General features: G+C 59.4%; 16 protein-coding genes. 4 read left to right on the top strand and 12 right to left on the bottom strand.

All coding sequences use genetic code 11. The features are described from left to right. Position 1: 1 nt before the first annotated feature. The 4 genes from DFT_RS03845 to DFT_RS03830 are packed head-to-tail and all read right to left on the bottom strand — an operon-like array spanning position 2 to position 4930. Positions 2-1936: a 4Fe-4S binding protein gene (locus DFT_RS03845; RefSeq protein ID WP_054029898.1), complete on the bottom strand. Its 1935-nt coding sequence runs from the start codon at positions 1934-1936 to the stop codon at positions 2-4. A gap of 25 nt (positions 1937-1961) precedes the next feature. Continuing rightward, positions 1962-2957, bottom strand: a complete 996-nt coding sequence (locus DFT_RS03840; RefSeq protein ID WP_054029897.1) for a DUF362 domain-containing protein — start codon at positions 2955-2957, stop codon at positions 1962-1964. Continuing rightward, positions 2947-3990: a DUF6599 family protein gene (locus DFT_RS03835; protein WP_054029896.1), complete on the bottom strand. Its 1044-nt coding sequence runs from the start codon at positions 3988-3990 to the stop codon at positions 2947-2949. The genes DFT_RS03840 and DFT_RS03835 overlap by 11 nt, the downstream gene beginning before the upstream one ends. 1 nt (position 3991) lies before the next feature. Next, the gene (locus tag DFT_RS03830) at positions 3992-4930 is read right to left on the bottom strand and encodes a GGDEF domain-containing response regulator (RefSeq protein WP_054029895.1); all 939 of its coding nucleotides are present in this window, start codon (positions 4928-4930) and stop codon (positions 3992-3994) included. Positions 4931-5199: 269 nt separating this feature from the next. On the opposite strand from DFT_RS03830, the gene lepA reads away from it, so the two are divergent. The 3 genes from lepA to DFT_RS03815 are packed head-to-tail and all read left to right on the top strand — an operon-like array spanning position 5200 to position 8867. Further along, positions 5200-6996, top strand: coding sequence for a translation elongation factor 4 (gene lepA, locus DFT_RS03825; RefSeq protein ID WP_054029894.1), 1797 nt, complete (start codon positions 5200-5202; stop codon positions 6994-6996). Between the two features lie 11 nt (positions 6997-7007). Then, positions 7008-8297, top strand: coding sequence for a 3-isopropylmalate dehydratase large subunit (locus DFT_RS03820; protein ID WP_054029893.1), 1290 nt, complete (start codon positions 7008-7010; stop codon positions 8295-8297). A 45-nt stretch (positions 8298-8342) separates the two neighbouring features. Continuing rightward, the gene (locus tag DFT_RS03815) at positions 8343-8867 is read left to right on the top strand and encodes a 3-isopropylmalate dehydratase small subunit (protein WP_054029892.1); all 525 of its coding nucleotides are present in this window, start codon (positions 8343-8345) and stop codon (positions 8865-8867) included. A gap of 172 nt (positions 8868-9039) precedes the next feature. On the opposite strand, the gene DFT_RS03810 is transcribed toward DFT_RS03815, so the two are convergent. The 6 genes from DFT_RS03810 to hcp all read right to left on the bottom strand — a co-directional run bounded on the left by DFT_RS03810 (position 9040) and on the right by hcp (position 14208). Beyond that, positions 9040-9486, bottom strand: coding sequence for a periplasmic heavy metal sensor (locus tag DFT_RS03810; protein WP_054029891.1), 447 nt, complete (start codon positions 9484-9486; stop codon positions 9040-9042). A 16-nt stretch (positions 9487-9502) separates the two neighbouring features. After that, a complete protein-coding gene (locus DFT_RS26110; RefSeq protein WP_054029890.1) occupies positions 9503-10042 on the bottom strand; it encodes an anti-sigma factor in 540 nt (179 codons plus the stop codon). Continuing rightward, the gene (locus tag DFT_RS03800) at positions 10039-10671 is read right to left on the bottom strand and encodes an RNA polymerase sigma factor (protein ID WP_054029889.1); all 633 of its coding nucleotides are present in this window, start codon (positions 10669-10671) and stop codon (positions 10039-10041) included. Before DFT_RS03800 ends, DFT_RS26110 begins: the two co-directional genes overlap by 4 nt. A 283-nt stretch (positions 10672-10954) precedes the next feature. Continuing rightward, complete coding sequence (locus tag DFT_RS03795) at positions 10955-11698, bottom strand: ATP-binding protein (protein WP_054029888.1); 744 nt, start codon at positions 11696-11698, stop codon at positions 10955-10957. A 22-nt stretch (positions 11699-11720) separates the two neighbouring features. Then, on the bottom strand, positions 11721-12422 hold the full coding sequence (locus tag DFT_RS03790) for a hypothetical protein (protein ID WP_054029887.1): 702 nt from the start codon (positions 12420-12422) through the stop codon (positions 11721-11723). 160 nt (positions 12423-12582) lie between these two features. Next, complete coding sequence (gene hcp / locus DFT_RS03785) at positions 12583-14208, bottom strand: hydroxylamine reductase (protein WP_054029886.1); 1626 nt, start codon at positions 14206-14208, stop codon at positions 12583-12585. A gap of 349 nt (positions 14209-14557) precedes the next feature. Between hcp and DFT_RS03780 the strand changes: the two genes are divergently transcribed. After that, entirely contained in the window at positions 14558-15265 is a 708-nt protein-coding gene (locus DFT_RS03780) for a Crp/Fnr family transcriptional regulator (protein ID WP_054029885.1), read from the top strand. A 162-nt stretch (positions 15266-15427) separates the two neighbouring features. On the opposite strand, the gene DFT_RS03775 is transcribed toward DFT_RS03780, so the two are convergent. Together DFT_RS03775 and DFT_RS26430 are read right to left on the bottom strand one after the other, a co-directional pair. Beyond that, complete coding sequence (locus DFT_RS03775; RefSeq protein ID WP_054029884.1) at positions 15428-15904, bottom strand: ferritin family protein; 477 nt, start codon at positions 15902-15904, stop codon at positions 15428-15430. Positions 15905-15964: 60 nt separating this feature from the next. After that, on the bottom strand, positions 15965-16174 hold the full coding sequence (locus DFT_RS26430; protein ID WP_054029883.1) for a hypothetical protein: 210 nt from the start codon (positions 16172-16174) through the stop codon (positions 15965-15967). Between the last annotated feature and the right edge of the window lie 38 nt (positions 16175-16212).

Below are 16212 nucleotides of genomic sequence, written 5' to 3'. Positions count from 1 at the left end.
GCTAGGACAACACCAGACGATGGGACGGGTTGCGCGATTCGTTTTCGGCGGTGACGCGAATCGCCCGGCGGCCCTGAACCGGACACTCATGTTCGCAGACACCGCAGCCGATGCACCGGGTCGGGTCCACATACGGCTGTTGCAACCGGATCAGCACCTCGATGGGTTGCCCAGGTTCGGGCCATCGGGACCAGACCGGTTGCGGCCCCAAGGTGAGTGAATCGTCGTTGCTGGCCGCAATAGGGCGAGGTGGCTCGTCTGCGTAACGGCAAAAGTAATCGCCGGTGGCGTACTGATCCTGGCGCAACGCCGTCGTTTGCAGAACAAGGGTATGGCCCTCGGCGGTCTTTACCATGTATAGACCGCCCCGTACCTGCCGGAACTCCTCGCGGGTAAAAATGGCCTTGGGACTCACCGGACAGTTTTCCTGGCAGACGATGCACGGGGTGTCCATGGCCCAAGGCAGGCAGCGGCCCCGATCGACGAAGGCCATGCCGATCCGCAAGGGACCGCTCCCGGCAAATGCCCCGCGCCCCATGCGCTCATCCACGCTGATGGGCCGCAGGGCTGCGGTCGGGCATACGAAACTGCAGGCCACGCAATTGTGCTGGCAGCCGCTGCTGCCCACGCGAAAGTTGAGCATGGGCGCCCACAGCCCCTCGAGCCCGCCTTGCAGCCCGGCGGGATGAATGACGTTGGTCGGGCAGATCCGCATACATTGGCCGCACTTGATGCAGCGGGCCAGAAAGGCCTCCTCTGACAGGGCGCCCGGCGGCCGGATCACACTTGGGTTCCAGTCAAGGCCGGCGCTGCCTTCGAGGCGCATCACCGGCGCGCCGACCAGGCCGGCAGCCAGCGCCACCACCACCTGGCGGCGGGTCAGATCCGGTGAAGCCGACTCTCCGGCCGCCGACGGCGTGAGATGGTATCCCATAACCCCGTGACCGCAGCGATCCAGGCAGTTGAGACACAGGACACATTCACTGATCCGGATGGTCTCCGCCGGTGCACAGGCCCCTTCGCAGTCCCGCTCGCACCGGAGACAATGAGTACAGCCGTCGCCCGCCTGGCCGATGCGCCAGATGCTCCACCGGCTGCAGAGCCCGAACAGCGCACCCAGCGGGCAGACGAAACGGCAGTAAAATCGCGGCACACGCAGGGACAACAACAAAAACAGCAGGAAAAGCAGGCCAATCAATAAGCTGCCCGGATAGACGCGCGGAAGGGCGGATGTAACCTTCAAGGGGGCATCCACTAGGGGCACCACCACCAGGTTGACCGAACGATGCATCAGGGCGATAGGATCGAGAAGCCCGGTTTGCAGCGAAGCGGCCAACCAGCGACTTTCGGGCGCCATCCATTCGAAGAGCAGCCCGCCGGTCAACAGCGCGGCCACAATGACGGCCACATCGCGGCGCATCCGTATCCATTGAAAAGCATGCAGAACGACCAACCCGACCACCGCTGCCGCCAATCCCCCCCAGAACACTAACGGCGACTGCCGGCTGGAAGACACAACGAAATTCATCATGTCCGCCGCCGCCAGCGCCAGCACGAAGAGGAGCAACCCATATTTGATCCATTGGGCCGCATGGGGCCGGTTGCGGGCGATTCGCTGCGCCGGTTTCAAACCCTGTTTGCCCAATACGCCCATCAGCTGCTGCAGCGCACCAAACGGGCAGATCCAGCCGCAAAAAAAACGTCCCAGAACAAAGGTGAGGGCCAGCGTCAGCACCCCCCACAGCATTCCCTTGTAAAGGGTATGGGTTGCGAGCCACAGCCCCAGGGCATGGAGCGGATCGAGCTGCAGCAGCCAGTTGACCGGCCAGCCGCGCAGCTGCCACCATCGCTCGCCCAGGGTGGCGGCCATGCAAAACCAGATGAACAGCAGAACGAAAAAAATCTGGCTGATTCTGCGCGCGGTGATGATTCTCATTCCCAATGTTCTCCGGTCGGTCCTGTCAAAGTGAGGGCGCACCTTTGGAAACGGACCGATAATCGACGGTGCCCAGACCGGCTTCGGCGGCCATTCGCAAGTAGGGCAGATCGTCCACCGATCTTCCCAGCAACCCGGCCCCGACACTGTCCACGGCCACCGCATCGGTGCCGGCGATCATGGTGTGGGTATCCTTCAAATCGTCCAGGGAACCGCCGGTAGGGCCATTGGTCATCATGCTGGTCGTGCCGTCGAGGATGACCAGGGTCGGCCTGGCCAGCATGGCCAGCTCGGTGATGACGGCATGAATCTGCTGGTGGAAGATATTCCGGCGTCCGCCCAGCAGGCCATACCAGTTCTTCATGGTCAGGCTGGCACCGCTGCGATGGTGGTCCTTGACCGGTGCCAGACCGATGAGTTTGTCCACCTCCCGCAAGGGCCGGGTCAAAACGGGCCAGCGGACGATCAGACGCCCGCCGGTCATCGAATAGGATTCGAAGCGATCCTCGGTGGGCAGCACCACTCGCGCCCCGGCCCTGCGGGCCGCCGGCCCGATGCCGGTCAGTTCGAAACAACTGGCCGGATCATTGATCGGGTTGTCGGTGACGTCCACTCGCCCAGCACCAGCCTCGAGGCAAAGGCGTATCATATGGGTCACCAGATCCGGATGGGTGGTGGCCCCCAGCATCGGAGGGGTGGCAAAAGCGGCGTTGACCTTCAACAATACCCGATCGCCGGGGCGGATGAAGCCGCCCAAGCCGCCCAGCGCATGGAGCGCGGCGGCGAGTGTTTGCCCGCGATCGGCGCCATGGACGATGGCCAGCCGGCCGCCTTTTTCAGGCAGCCTGAAGTCGGGCAGGGGGTCACTCGTCGGGGCGACAACGGCAGGCGATGGCCCCCGGCGGTCCCAGAAGGCCAGCCCCAGGGCGCCGGTGCCCAGGGCCCCCATCAGGCTGCACGTCAGACGGCGCAAAAAGGCCCTGCGAGATGGTTGTGCGATATGGGGCGTTTTACCTGGCACCCATGCCCTCCCCCAGGTTGCGATAGAGCCGATCGGCCAGCGCCAGGGCGACCTGCAGATCGGTGGCCTCATGCACGCCGCCTATCAGATCTCCCCGGCTGAAGACGATCTCGAAGCCGTCCAGGATTTCGATGATTGTCATGGGCGGCAGATCTGACGGCGCCGGCACCGCCACCCCGCCATATTCGAGCAGGAAAGCGCCATACGCCTCTGCCAGCACGGCGGCCTCATCCGTCGATTTTCGCCGGGAAAGGAATGCGGTGGCCGCATGTTCCCCCAATCGATACGGGGCCGAGAAGACCCGGTCAAAACGATCGAACCCAAACGCGTTGGCGGCCGTCAAGGTCACCTTTTCCGAAAGGCGGCCCTCTTCGGGAAACAAGTCCCGCTCGTCCGCCGCGCGCCCGCGCACAGGATGGGCATCCACGAAGTCCCTGGCCAGACCCAGGGCCGCCTGCATCACCGCCGCCGACGCGTCCGATGCGATCATCTCCACATAAAAAACGCCGTGGGCCATGAAGATGCCGTTGGCCGATCGATACGCATCGCCGGTCAAGTCCAGTGGCTCGGCCTTTGCCCGGCGCTGCTGGCTGTAAACGGCATAGGCGCTGGTGTCGCTCGCCATGGTGTAAACATAACGTTCGAGCCACGGTCCGGGGGGTGAGACCAGGGCGAAGCGCACGGTCTCTAGCGATTCGAATCCGGCGGCGAGATAGAGTTCCGCCTTGCCGTCGATCTTGTCCGACAAGGTGGCGGCATCGTATCGCTCCGGCGCGGAGATGGGACGGAGGTTGGCCACCTCAGGTTGCCCATCGGTGGACGAAACCGCGGTGGAGACCGATGGCGCCTCGTCCGTCGCCCGGGCACGCCATTGGCCGGGATCGAAACGATGGTGAACGGCATAAACGGCCATGCCGATCAGGCATATCAGCCCGATCAGCAGGAGACTGAGAAGACGCTCGCGCCGGGAAGGGGCATGCCTTGCCGCACGATCGATGGCGGGGGAGCGGTGAATGATACCTCCAAACGGCACATCACGACTTGCTGGTAAACAGACAGGAGACCCGGTTGCGACCGGCCTGTTTGGATTGGTACATGGCCTTGTCGGCCCGCTGGACGAAAAGGGCGACCTCTTCTTTGCGGTTGTATTCGGTCACCCCGATACTGATGGTAATCGATACCGGATCGCCGTCTTTGACAGGGGTAAAGCGCTCCATCTCCACCGCCGTCCGAATGCGCTCGGCCACGGTGGCCGCCTCGTCGCCTTCGGTTTCCGGCAGGATCACGGTAAACTCCTCGCCCCCGTAACGGTACGCCGAATCCATCTTTCGCAGACAGCTCCTGATGACCTGGCCCAACCGGATGAGCACCTGGTCTCCTTCCAGATGGCCGTAGGTGTCGTTATAATCTTTGAATTTATCGATATCCAGCAGGAGCAGGCTCAACGGCCGCTGGTAGCGTTCGGTGCGATCGATTTCGATTTTGAGTTGATTGTAGAAGTAGCGTGAGTTGTAGAGCTTGGTCAGTCCGTCGGTGATGGAGAGCCGTTTGAGTTTTTCGAGCATCTGGGTTCGTTCCTGGGTCAGACGCCGCTCTTTGAGCACCCGTTTGAGCCTGAGCAGCAGTTCTTCGAAACGCACCGGCTTGAACACAAAATCACTGGCGCCTTTGCTGATGGCCTCCTCGTAAGAGTAGTCGCCACTGTAACCGGTCATCACGATCACATCGATCTCATGCTTTTTTTTAATGCGATCGGTGAGTTCCAATCCATCCATGCCCGGAAGCATGATGTCCGTGATGACCACATCGAAGTAGTCATGGTCCAGGATGTCCAGGGCGTCTTCCGCGCTGGCCGCCGTGGACGATCGGAATCCCGCCATGCCGATAAACTCGTCCATCGACTCTCGGATGGCGGCATCGTCGTCCACGATCAAGATGTGGGCATCCAGCAAAGGGTGTGATTCTTCGCCCATAGACCTATCTTTATCAGTTGACACTCTTCGAAACAATCTGATACTAAAACAAATTTCATTAATTTGAGAAATATACCGGCTTGGTTTTGTGAAGTCAACCGGGATTTGGAAGAAAGATAATGGATGTCTTTCAGATCCTGAAGAAGATGCACCGCACCAAGCAGCGGTCGTGTGCGCGCCAAACGGTTTGATCGAAGTACCGGCGGATGCGCGCATCGGTCAAAGCGAAGACACCAGATAGACGACCCAGGCCACTGAATGAAGACCCCATGAAAGAAATCCGTAACTTCAGCATTATCGCCCATATCGATCACGGCAAGTCCACCCTTTCGGACCGCCTGATCCAGGCTGCCCATATCGTCGCGGATCGCGATTTCAAGGATCAGATCCTCGACACCATGGATATCGAACGCGAGCGCGGCATCACGATCAAGAGCCAGACCGTCTGCCTGCCTTACGAGGCGGCTAACGGCCGCACCTACACCCTCAACCTGATCGACACGCCGGGCCATGTGGACTTTTCCTACGAGGTCTCCCGGGCCCTGGCCTCCTGCGAAGGCGCCCTGCTGCTCGTCGATGCCAGCCAGGGCGTCGAAGCCCAGACCCTGGCCAACTTCCTTCTGGCCATGGACCACAACCTGGAGATCATCCCGGTCATCAACAAGATCGATCTGCCGTCGGCGGACATCGAACGGGTCAGGCATGAGATCGAAGAGGATCTCGGCCTGGACGCGGAAACCGCCGTCCTGGTCTCGGCCAAGGAGGGCACCGGCATCCCCGAACTGATGGAGACCATCGTCACCAAACTGCCGCCCCCCAAAGGCGATCCCGATGCACCGCTGCAGGCCCTGATTTTCGACTCCCACTATGATCCCTTCCGGGGGACCATCGTCCACTTCAGGGTTTTCCAGGGGACCCTCAAGGCCGGCGACCGCATCCGGTTCATGTCCAACCGCCAGACCTACAAGGTGGAAGAGGTGGGGTTGTTCCAGATCGTTCGCAAACCCCAGAAAGAACTGACCGCCGGAGAGGTGGGTTACATGATCGCCGGCATCAAGACCGTGAGCGACACGCGCTGCGGCGACACGATCACTTTGGACAGCCGGCCGTGCGACAAGCCCCTGCCCGGCTTCCGGGAAGCCAAACCGGTGGTGTTCGCCTCGATCTACCCGGTGGCGGCGGATGAGTACGACGAGCTGGCCATCGCCATCGAAAAACTCAAGCTCAACGACGCCTCCCTGATCTACGAAAAGGACAGCTCGGCGGCCTTGGGGTTCGGCTTCCGCTGCGGTTTCCTGGGACTGCTGCATCTGGAGGTGGTGCAGGAGCGCCTGGAGCGCGAATACGACCAATCGATCATCCTCACGGTGCCATCGGTGCAGTACAAGTTGATCCTCAACGACGGCACCGAGATGGTCATCGACAACCCGGCCCTGTATCCCGACCCCACGACCATCGAGCAGTCGCTGGAGCCCTTCATTCGTGCCAGCATCATCATTCCCGACCGCTACATGGGTGCGGTGATGAAGCTCTGCCTGGACCGGCGCGGCATCAACAAAAATTACCAGTATCTGACCAGCAACCGGCTGGAAATGATCTTCGAGCTGCCCCTCTCCGAAGTGATCTACGACTTTTACGACCGGCTCAAATCGGTCACCCAGGGCTATGGCTCGTTCGACTATGAAATCATCGACTACCGGCCGGGCAAGTTGGTCAAGCTGGACATCCTCATCAACGGCGAGCGGGTGGATGCCCTCTCCCAACTGGTGCACGAGGAGCGGGCCTACACGCGGGCCCGGGTGGCCTGTGACAAACTCAAGGAGGAGATCCCCCGCCAGATGTTCAAAATCGCCATCCAGGGCGCGGTGGGCGGCAAGATCCTCTCGCGCTCCACGGTCAACCCCTTCCGCAAGGACGTGACCGCCAAATGTTACGGGGGAGACATCACACGCAAACGCAAGCTGTTGGAAAAGCAGAAAAAGGGCAAAAAGCGCATGAAGATGGTGGGCCAGGTGATGCTGCCCCAGAGCGCCTTCCTCGCCGTTCTCAAGACCGACAGCGATTGATTGGAGACCGCATGGGAAAGACGATCGCCGAAAAGATTTTCGACGCCCACCTGGTGGACCGCCCCACGTTGGACCGCTACGTCCTGCGGCTGGACGCGGTCTTCTGTCATGAAATCACCACGCCCATGGCCATCAACGACCTGGTGGTACGGGGCAAGGACCGGGTCTTCGATGCGAGCCGCATCAAGGCGGTGATCGACCACGTCACCCCGGCCAAGGACGGCAAAACCGCCACCCAGGGCTTGATACTCCGGCAATGGGCCCGACGGCACGGCATCCGGGACTTCTTTGACATCGGCCGCAACGGGGTGTGCCATGCTCTTTTCCCCGAAAAAGGATTCGTGCGGCCCGGCTACACGATCATCATGGGTGACTCGCACACCTGTACCCACGGGGCCTTCGGCGCTTTCGCGGCCGGGGTGGGCACCACCGATCTGGAGGTGGGCATCTTAAAAGGCGTATGCGCCTTCCGCTTTCCGGCCACCATGCGCATCGAGGTGACCGGCACCCTGCAACCCGGCGTCTTCCCCAAGGACGTGATCCTGTCGATCATCGGCCGCATCGGGGTCAACGGCGCCACCGACCGGGTGATCGAGTTCCACGGTCCGACCGTCGCAGCCATGAGCATGGAAGAGCGCATGACCCTTTGCAACATGGCCATCGAGGCCGGCGCCACCTGCGGCATCTGCCCGCCCGACCGGGTGACGGTGGACTACTTGTGGCCGTTCATCCAAGACGAGTTCGACTCCCCCGAAGCGGCGCTGGCGGCCTATGCCCGGTTTGCACCCGACCCGGATGCGACCTATGAACAGACCATCGCGCACGACATCTCGGATTTGGCGCCCCAGGTGACCTTCGGCTACAGGCCTGACAATGTCAAGCCGGTGTCCGAAATGGCCGGCGCCCCTATCGATCAGGTCTATATCGGTTCGTGCACCAACGGCCGCATCGAGGATCTTCGCATCGCGGCCCGGGTACTCCAGGGCCACACCATCGACCCGGCCGTGCGCGGCATCGTTTCCCCGGCCACGCCCCAGATCTTTGCCCAGGCTTTGCGGGAAGGCATTATCGACATCTTCATGGCCGCCGGTTTCTGCGTCACCAACCCAACCTGCGGCGCCTGTCTGGGCATGAGCAACGGGGTGCTGGCCGAAGGCGAGGTATGCGCGGCCACCACCAATCGCAATTTCAGCGGCCGTATGGGTAAAGGCGGCATGGTGCATTTGATGAGCCCGGCCACGGCCGCGGCGTCGGCCATTGCCGGCAAGATCGTCAATTCAAAGCTCTATGAATCGTCATGATTCGTTTTTCTGAAAATCGACACAACAACACGCTGGATGGTATTCATGAAGGATTTTAAAGGCGAGGTGCTCTTTTTAGACCGCTCCGATATCAACACCGACGAGATCATTCCGGCCCGCTACCTGACCGAAATCACCAGGGAGGCCCTCAAGGCCCGTCTGCTCGAAGACCTCAATCTGGAGGAGTTCGATCCGTCCACCGATATTCAGGGCAAGCGCGTCGTCATCACCCGCAGCAATTTCGGATGCGGCTCTTCGCGTGAGCATGCACCCTGGGCCCTGGAAGTCAACGGCATCCATCTGGTGATCGCCGAGAGCTTCGCGCGCATTTTCCGTCAAAACATGTTCAACTGCGGCATGCTGGCCATCGAACTGGCGCCCGACATCATTGACGGGCTGTTCGGGCGTTTCGCCGGCCGGCAGACATTCGTGGAGGTGGATTTCGACAACAGCCGCCTGACGGTCCGCAGCGGCGATGAGGAGGAGACGGTTCCTTTCACGATCTCCGATTTCGACCGACGTCTGGTCGAGGCCGGGGGGTGGGTCGAGTTTGCCGATGCGCACTATTGACGACGCCCTAAAAAGCCCAATATCTGCGTTACGCTCATCCCGTGGTCCTTGCGGCGTATGACAGGTACGCCTCAGGAGACGGAATTTCGCGCGCCTTGATCTTGAACTTTTTAAGGCGCCGTCCACAGCCAGTGCCTCTAACGAATCTATCCCATCACTTTCAAAGCTGTCCTTAAGAAGGCTTCTCCCGGTCTTTTGAAAAACGACGTTTGCGGTGTTCATCCTGGATCTCCAAGAGCTGGACGAATCGATCGTGCCCGACGATCTTGCGGACTTCCAGCAGGAATCTGAACCGCTCTTCGGATAACCGCCTGCGCGCCGCCTCCTGATTCTGGTGCTGCGCCATCACCTCGTTTTCATCGAAATCCGGCTGTTCCATCAACGAACGGAGCTTGATCCGCTCGATCTCAACCTGGCTTCGAATTTCAATCATCCGAATAAGGGCGGCCTCGTAGGCGGCATCGAGCCGGCGGATCTCATCTTCGGGTAGCTGCAGCTGCCCGGCGATCTCTTCCACATGCCACCACCGGCCGCGGGTATCGCCGGCCAAGGCGGATCCTCCGATGACCACCAGCAAGAGAGCACTGACCCAGAGCAACGTGCGAAGGGGAGTTTGCATGAAACATCTCCTTGTCCTAAGATAAAAAATCATCATCTTCTTCATCTGTAGAAGGTACGATCCAGTCGAAAACATCCTGCTCATCGCTGGTGCTATCTGAAAAATCAGGCGTATTGAAGGACACCACCTGCTGATAGGCCTCGGGCAGGGCATTGTCCACGATGGCATCGATATCTTCCATCAAACGTCGATCCGCTGCCGCGTCGAACGCCACGGCCGGCACGGACCGGGGCGCTGTGAACCATGCTGGCCGCCACACCACCACGGCCAGCAGGACCATCCCCGAAAGCCCCATGGCCAGGATCGACTTGCGCTGCCACAGGGGTTCTTTTCGGTCGGGCCGAGTCAATCGAAAGGGGCGTGCCGGCAAGGGGGCCGAGCTTCGGGCCATTCGGCCCATGCCAGCCAGCCGGCTCTCGAAGCGCCTCAACCGTTCGGCGCAACTGGGACAGCCCGCCAGATGGGCGCTGAGACTGTCCGGCAGTGAATCCCTTTCCACGACCGCCTGGATGAAATCGTCTTCACTCAGGTGCCTTTCTTCTAATCGGTCGTTCATATCGACTCCCAAAAATCATCTTTGTCGGGCGTTTCGGCCATGGCAGCCTTGATCTTATTCAGGGCACGATACAGATGGGTCTTGACGGTACTCTCATTCTTGCCCATGGCAGTTGTCATCTCCTGGATGGAGAGCTGATCGAAAAATCGCAGCAAAAACGCCTCCCGCTCCTTTTTCGACAATCGCTCCAGCAATCCCTCCACGCGGTTCCAGAAATCCCGGCGATCCAATCGCTCCTCGGCATCGGGCGCCACAACCATCTCTTCGCTCTCCCGAAATCCTTCCTCGTCCATGGAGACCCATCCCACAAGGGATTTGATCCGTTGCCGGCGGTAAAAGTCCTTCACCCGGTTGACGGCGATCCGATAGAGCCAACTGCGAAAAAGCGCCGGTGATTCGATCCGGCCGATTTGTTTGTAGGCCCTGAGAAACACGTCCTGGGTCAAATCCTCAGCATCCATTCTGGAGCGGGTCCGGTAGTACATCATGCGGAAGATTTCCGGCTGATATCGATCCGCCAGGCGATGAAAAGCCGTGTGATCTCCATTTTGGGCCAGGGTCACCAGCCGGGCGGTCTGTTCGCCCCGGCCGGAAAGATTCGAATTGTCGTTTTCGTTGGATCCGCTCATAGCGTCTTTTCATTTCGAAGCCCCACGCCTCCCGGATTAACCCCTTGTTAACCATAAAGACGTCAGACATTTTCGATTTGTTTACACCAACGGTCTTTCATAGAAAAAAATAAAACCGGAACAAACGACGCGGCCAACTTAGGCGAGTTACAACGTATCGTCAAGCGATTCGGCGGGATAGGATGAAGAGAGGGTCTCATGAAGGCGACGGGCGGGCTTTAGGCCCGCCCGTCATGCATGGATGCCTGATCTCGAATCAAGAAAAAAGAGCCGGGCAAGGCCGTCAGGCCACCTTACGTGTTTCGAGGATGCGGCCACGGGTGCTGACCACCACCTGCTCGACAGGAATCTGTACGCCGGCCTTCTCCATCGCTTTTTGAACGATTCTGGGCATCCCGGCGCAACATGGCACCTCCATGATCACGATGGTGATACGTTTGATGCCGGCTGTCTTGAAGATGGCGGCGAACTTTTCCACATAGAGCTGGACGTCGTCGAACTTGGGGCATCCCAGCATCACTGTTTTGCCTTGCAGGAAATCCTGGTGAAACGACGGAAATGCCACTGGAACGCAATCGGCTGCGACCAGCAGGTCCGCGCCTTTCAGGAATGGAGCGTCGGGCGGCACCAGGCGGATCTGCACCGGCCAATGGGATAAGGTCGACTCATTTTCCGCGGTCTGGCGCACGGGCCGATTGGCTTTGGCGCACGGGCTGAAACTTTGGATCTGGGCCGAAGGACAGCCGCAGGCCATGGGTTTTTCTTTCGGAACGTCTTGCTGGCGGGTCGACAGGCGTGCCTCGACGGCCTCCTCATCGAACGCTTCGGCTTCCCGTTCGATGATTGTCAGCGCCCCTTGGGGGCATTCGCCGATACAGGCGCCCAAACCGTCGCAAAGGTTATCTGAAATGACTTTGGCTTTGCCGTCCACGATGGCCAGGGCCCCCTCGGCACAGCCGATCACGCAATTGCCGCAGCCGTCGCACTTCTCTTCGTCTATTTGAATGATTTTACGCTTTATCTTCATAACATACCTCACATTAGGTCGTTTATTCGGCACCCAACAACATCTTCCGGGCGTAGGCTCTACCCGTATCGGTCTTCAATTGGCGCTCGATCTGTTCCGCCATGCCGTCGCTCAGGGCCGGATCCTGCTTCAGCGCGTCCTCAAGGTTGACGATCGCGGCGGCATCTCCGGCCACCAGACGGTCTTTGTGTCCATCCCCGCTGGCACTGCTGGGATCACCGAGAATTCCCATCACTTTTTCGATCAACGGCGCCGGAGCCTTCAAATCGGCGAGCAAGGCGTGCGCCGGGCCGCCCTCTGCGCCGGCCTCCGGCGATGCGGCCCCGATGTCCCACAGATAGGCGGCGATCAGCACGGCGGCCGGGTTGGCCTGCTCCTCCCGACAGATCTGTTCGGCATGACGCGACCGGCGGGCCGCCCGACCGATTCGTTTGAAATCGGTCTTCAAGTGGCGCTTGACCGCAATGGCCACCCGGTCTTTGAAAAGCTCTTCTTTCTGGGCCACCAGTTCGGGGGGCAGCTGGCCGAGACACTGTTCGGCGAATTTGCAGTAGGCGGCACAACCGAAGTCCATCTTGGGGTTGACAAAGCGATGACCACAGTGGCCGCATCTACGGCTGGTGTCGTCCTTGAAGAACTCCACCGGACGGCCGCACTGCGGACAAGGGGCTTCGAATATGGATTTGGCATCCCAGAATTGGGTATCTTGTCCAGGACATTTCATTGTCGCACCTCCTTGATCTCGAACGGTCAGGTTCAGTCGTCTGATGGTCGGTCCCTCTCGATGCATGGGCGCAACCCGCCTAATCAGGGATCGACCACCAGAAGGCTAAACGGTTGCCTTCCCGGAGCGGACGAACCGCCCCGGGAAAGCATCTGGCACCCTATCCCAAAATCGCCTTCAAATCCTGTTCCGGCGTGCTGATCGGCATGATGTTGAAATTCTTTACCAGCACGTCGAGCACGTTGGGACTGATAAAAGCCGGCAGACTCGGACCCAGGCGGATGTTCTTGATACCCAGGTGGAGCAGGCTCAGCAAGATGACACACGCCTTCTGCTCGTACCACGAGAGGATCATGGAAAGCGGCAGGTCGTTGACGCCGCACCCAAAGGCATCGGCCAGGGCCGCCGCGATCTTGATGGCCGAGTAGGCATCATTGCACTGACCGATGTCCAGCAGGCGGGGAATGCCGCCGATATCACCCAACTCCTTGTCGAAAAAGCGGAATTTGCCGCAGGCCAGGGTCAGAATAACACAATCTTTGGGAATCTGTTCGACCAGCCGCGTGTAGTAGTCGCGGCCCGGCTTGGCGCCGTCGCAGCCGCCCACCAGGAAAAAGTGACGGATGGCTTTGTTTTTGACCGCTTCGATCACCTGGCCGGCCACGCCCAGCACCGCGTTGCGACCGAAACCGACCATGACCGATTTACCCGGTTCGTCGCTTTCGAACCCCGGCAGCGCCAGGGCTTTATCGATGGCCGGAGCGAAATTCTTGTCGGCGATGTGTTGGACACCCGGCCATCCCACCAACCCGGTGGTGAAGATATTGTCCTGATAGCTCTCTTTGGGCTTCTGAATGCAGTTGGTGGTCATGACGATGGCGCCCGGGAATGCCGCGAACTCCTTGGCCTGATTCTGCCAGGCCGTGCCGTAATGACCGTAGAAATGGCCATATTTTTTCAATCCCGGATATCCATGCGTGGGCAACATTTCGCCATGGGTGTAGACGTAAATGCCCTTGCCCTCGGTCTGCTGCAGGATCATCTCCAGATCCTTCAGGTCGTGGCCCGAAACGAGCAGCGCCTTGCCCTTCTTGTGTCCGAGGGGTACCGCGGTCGGCACCGGATGGCCGTATGTACCCGTGTTGCCGGCGTCGAGCAGCTCCATGGCCCGCAGATTGACTTCCCCGCATTTGAGCGCCAGCCCGACCAGGTCGTTGACTCCCAATGTATTGTCCAGGGTAGCGGCCATGGCCTCATTGACGAACCGATAGACCGCCTCATCTTCCTGCCCCAGGATCCGGGCATGGTCCGTGTAGGCCGCCAGCCCCTTGATGCCGTAGACCAGCAACTCCCGCAGGCTGCGAATATCCGGATCGAGCTCCTCGACCGAAGGGATCCCCACCTTTTCCCCCTGGGATACCATGGCCGCCCGGTCGGCTCCGGGCACAAACCCCACCGGTCCATCCGATCCGACTTGCGTACCGGCCGCCTCGACCGTGGCCTTTAGGTCGTCGCGCAGCCGCACACACTCGCGAATCATGGCCACGAAACGATCCGGATCGAAATCCACGTTGGTCAACGTGGAAAAAATCGCCTCGCAGGTGAACTTGTGCACCTGCGGGTCGCTGATGCCGGCCTTGCCCGCAGCCACCGCCACTTTGGAAAGCCCCTTGACCGCGTATATCAAAAGATCCTGAAGGGCAGCCGTATCGGGTTGCTTGCCGCATACGCCGATTTTGGTGCATCCTTCGCCTTTGGCTGTCTGTTCACATTGAAAACAAAACATGGTGTGCCTCCTTTTCTTTTTTTACGCCTCGACATGTTGAACCGAATCTTCGGCCTCGATTTTCCCCTACCCTAACCTCATCCGTTCGGGGATGGCATTGACCTAAGTCAAGCCCGGGTTGAATGATGCGTTTTTCCCTTCACCTGGGGCGAGGTGTAACCCATGGGCCGCCGAGACACCTTGACTTAAATCAAGTTATCGATCAAAGTGCCCTCAATTTCGGCGGGCAGCTGGTTGCACCGGTTCCGGACAAAGGCTCCTTTACAGAAGCTTCTGTATCGATCGCTCCCCCTGGTTTTGAAACGATTCATGCAACACTTCCGGGAAAGCCGGAAGGGACAGAGTTCACATGGCATCAGACACCGAAGGGTTCCGAAAACGTGATATTCTCAACCTGAGCCCCTTGTTCGGCGGCCTGGATAACGAACAGCTGGACCGGCTCGAGGAGATCAGCCGGGAAATGTCCTTTGATCGCAATGCCCCGATCTTCTGGGAAGGGGACGAGGGGAACGGCTTTTATATCGTTTCCACCGGAAAAATTAAGATCTTCAAGGTATCCCCGGAAGGCAAAGAACAGATCCTGCACATATACGGTCCGGGCCAGCCATTCGGGGAAGTACCGGTCTTCTCGGGGCAACATTTTCCAGCCAACGCCCAAGCCGTGGAAAAAAGCCGGTTGCTCTTTTTCCCCCGCCAGGTGTTCATCGATCTAATCACCGCCCATCCTTCCCTGGCGCTCAACATGCTGGCTATGCTCAGCATGCGGCTGCGCCAGTTTACGGTTCAGGTGGAGAATTTATCCCTGAAGGAGGTGCCGGGTCGATTGGCCTCCTATCTGCTTTACCTCTCCGAAGAGCTGGCGTCGGCAAATGACATCCGCCTGCCGATTTCCAAAGGGCAATTGGCCAGCCTGTTGGGGACCATTCCGGAAACGCTCTCGCGCATACTGGGCAAGATGTCCGCGCAGGGGATCATCACGGTGCAGGGAGCGGAGATCGCTATCAATGATCGAACCGCACTCGAAGATCTCGCAGAAAACGGCCGGCTGGCGGAGTAGCCGGGCGACGATCCATGTGATCGGTGGTGGTGTGGATGACCGATCCGGCAAGCGGTCCACCGCATCAGGAAATGGCCGGCGGACGGGGCTGCATCCTTCTATCGCAGCCCCGCGCCGAAGCCCCATCCAAAACACGACAGATCGCAGCGTGTGGGGGGAAAGCTATTTTTTCGAGGCCACCAGGGATTTGCTCAACAAGCGGATGTGCCCCATCTCTTCCTGAATCACGTCGTCCAGCCGATCGCGCCCCAGATCCGCCGGCACCGCTTCGCGCATCCCCAGGTAAAAAACAATGGAATCCTTTTCGGCCGTGATGGCATCTTTCAAAATTGCCTCCAGGGAAGAGGTGTCGATCGGTTTTTCGAAAAAAACACGCGTGTCTGCCAATGCCCTGAGATAGGCCACCGCATCGCCTTCCGGATCGAAAACGGTCGCCTTCTTCTCAGAGGCCTTGAGCTCGGATCTCATTTGGGCAAAAGTCTTCTCGTGATCATCTTCCATGGCAGCCAGTTTGAGCAACAGCTCGCGCGCATCCGAATCCTGGGTGGATCCGGCTGCGGTGCGGTAGAATTGGGCACCGTTTCGCTCCAGTTGTTCAGCAATTTCAAAAATGTCATCGGCGTTGAAATCGTACATCATCTTGGCAGGTTCCTTTCCCTCGTTCTCGTGTATCCAACTAAAATTATTTGTAAATAGGCACTATTTGGCTTTCAGTTTACACTCCTTGTCCCACTCCGGGCATGCCTCTGCCATGGTGGTGGTGTAATGGACCATGCATTCACCGCACTCCATCTCGATATTGGGCACATCGCCATAACGCCGCTTGAGCTCCTCTGCGGATAGGTTGGTGGCAAAGCTGCACCCGCATTGGGGGCAGGCGGATTTGATCTGATAGCGCTTTTCGGCCATGTTTACCTCCTTCATCGTTAAGGAATATTATCTGCGTC

Origin of the sequence: Desulfatitalea tepidiphila (assembly GCF_001293685.1) — a bacterium.
In the GTDB taxonomy this organism is placed as follows: domain Bacteria; phylum Desulfobacterota; class Desulfobacteria; order Desulfobacterales; family Desulfosarcinaceae; genus Desulfatitalea; species Desulfatitalea tepidiphila.
The sequence above is the reverse complement of the archived record's forward strand: the minus strand, read 5'-3'. Positions and strand labels throughout refer to the sequence as shown.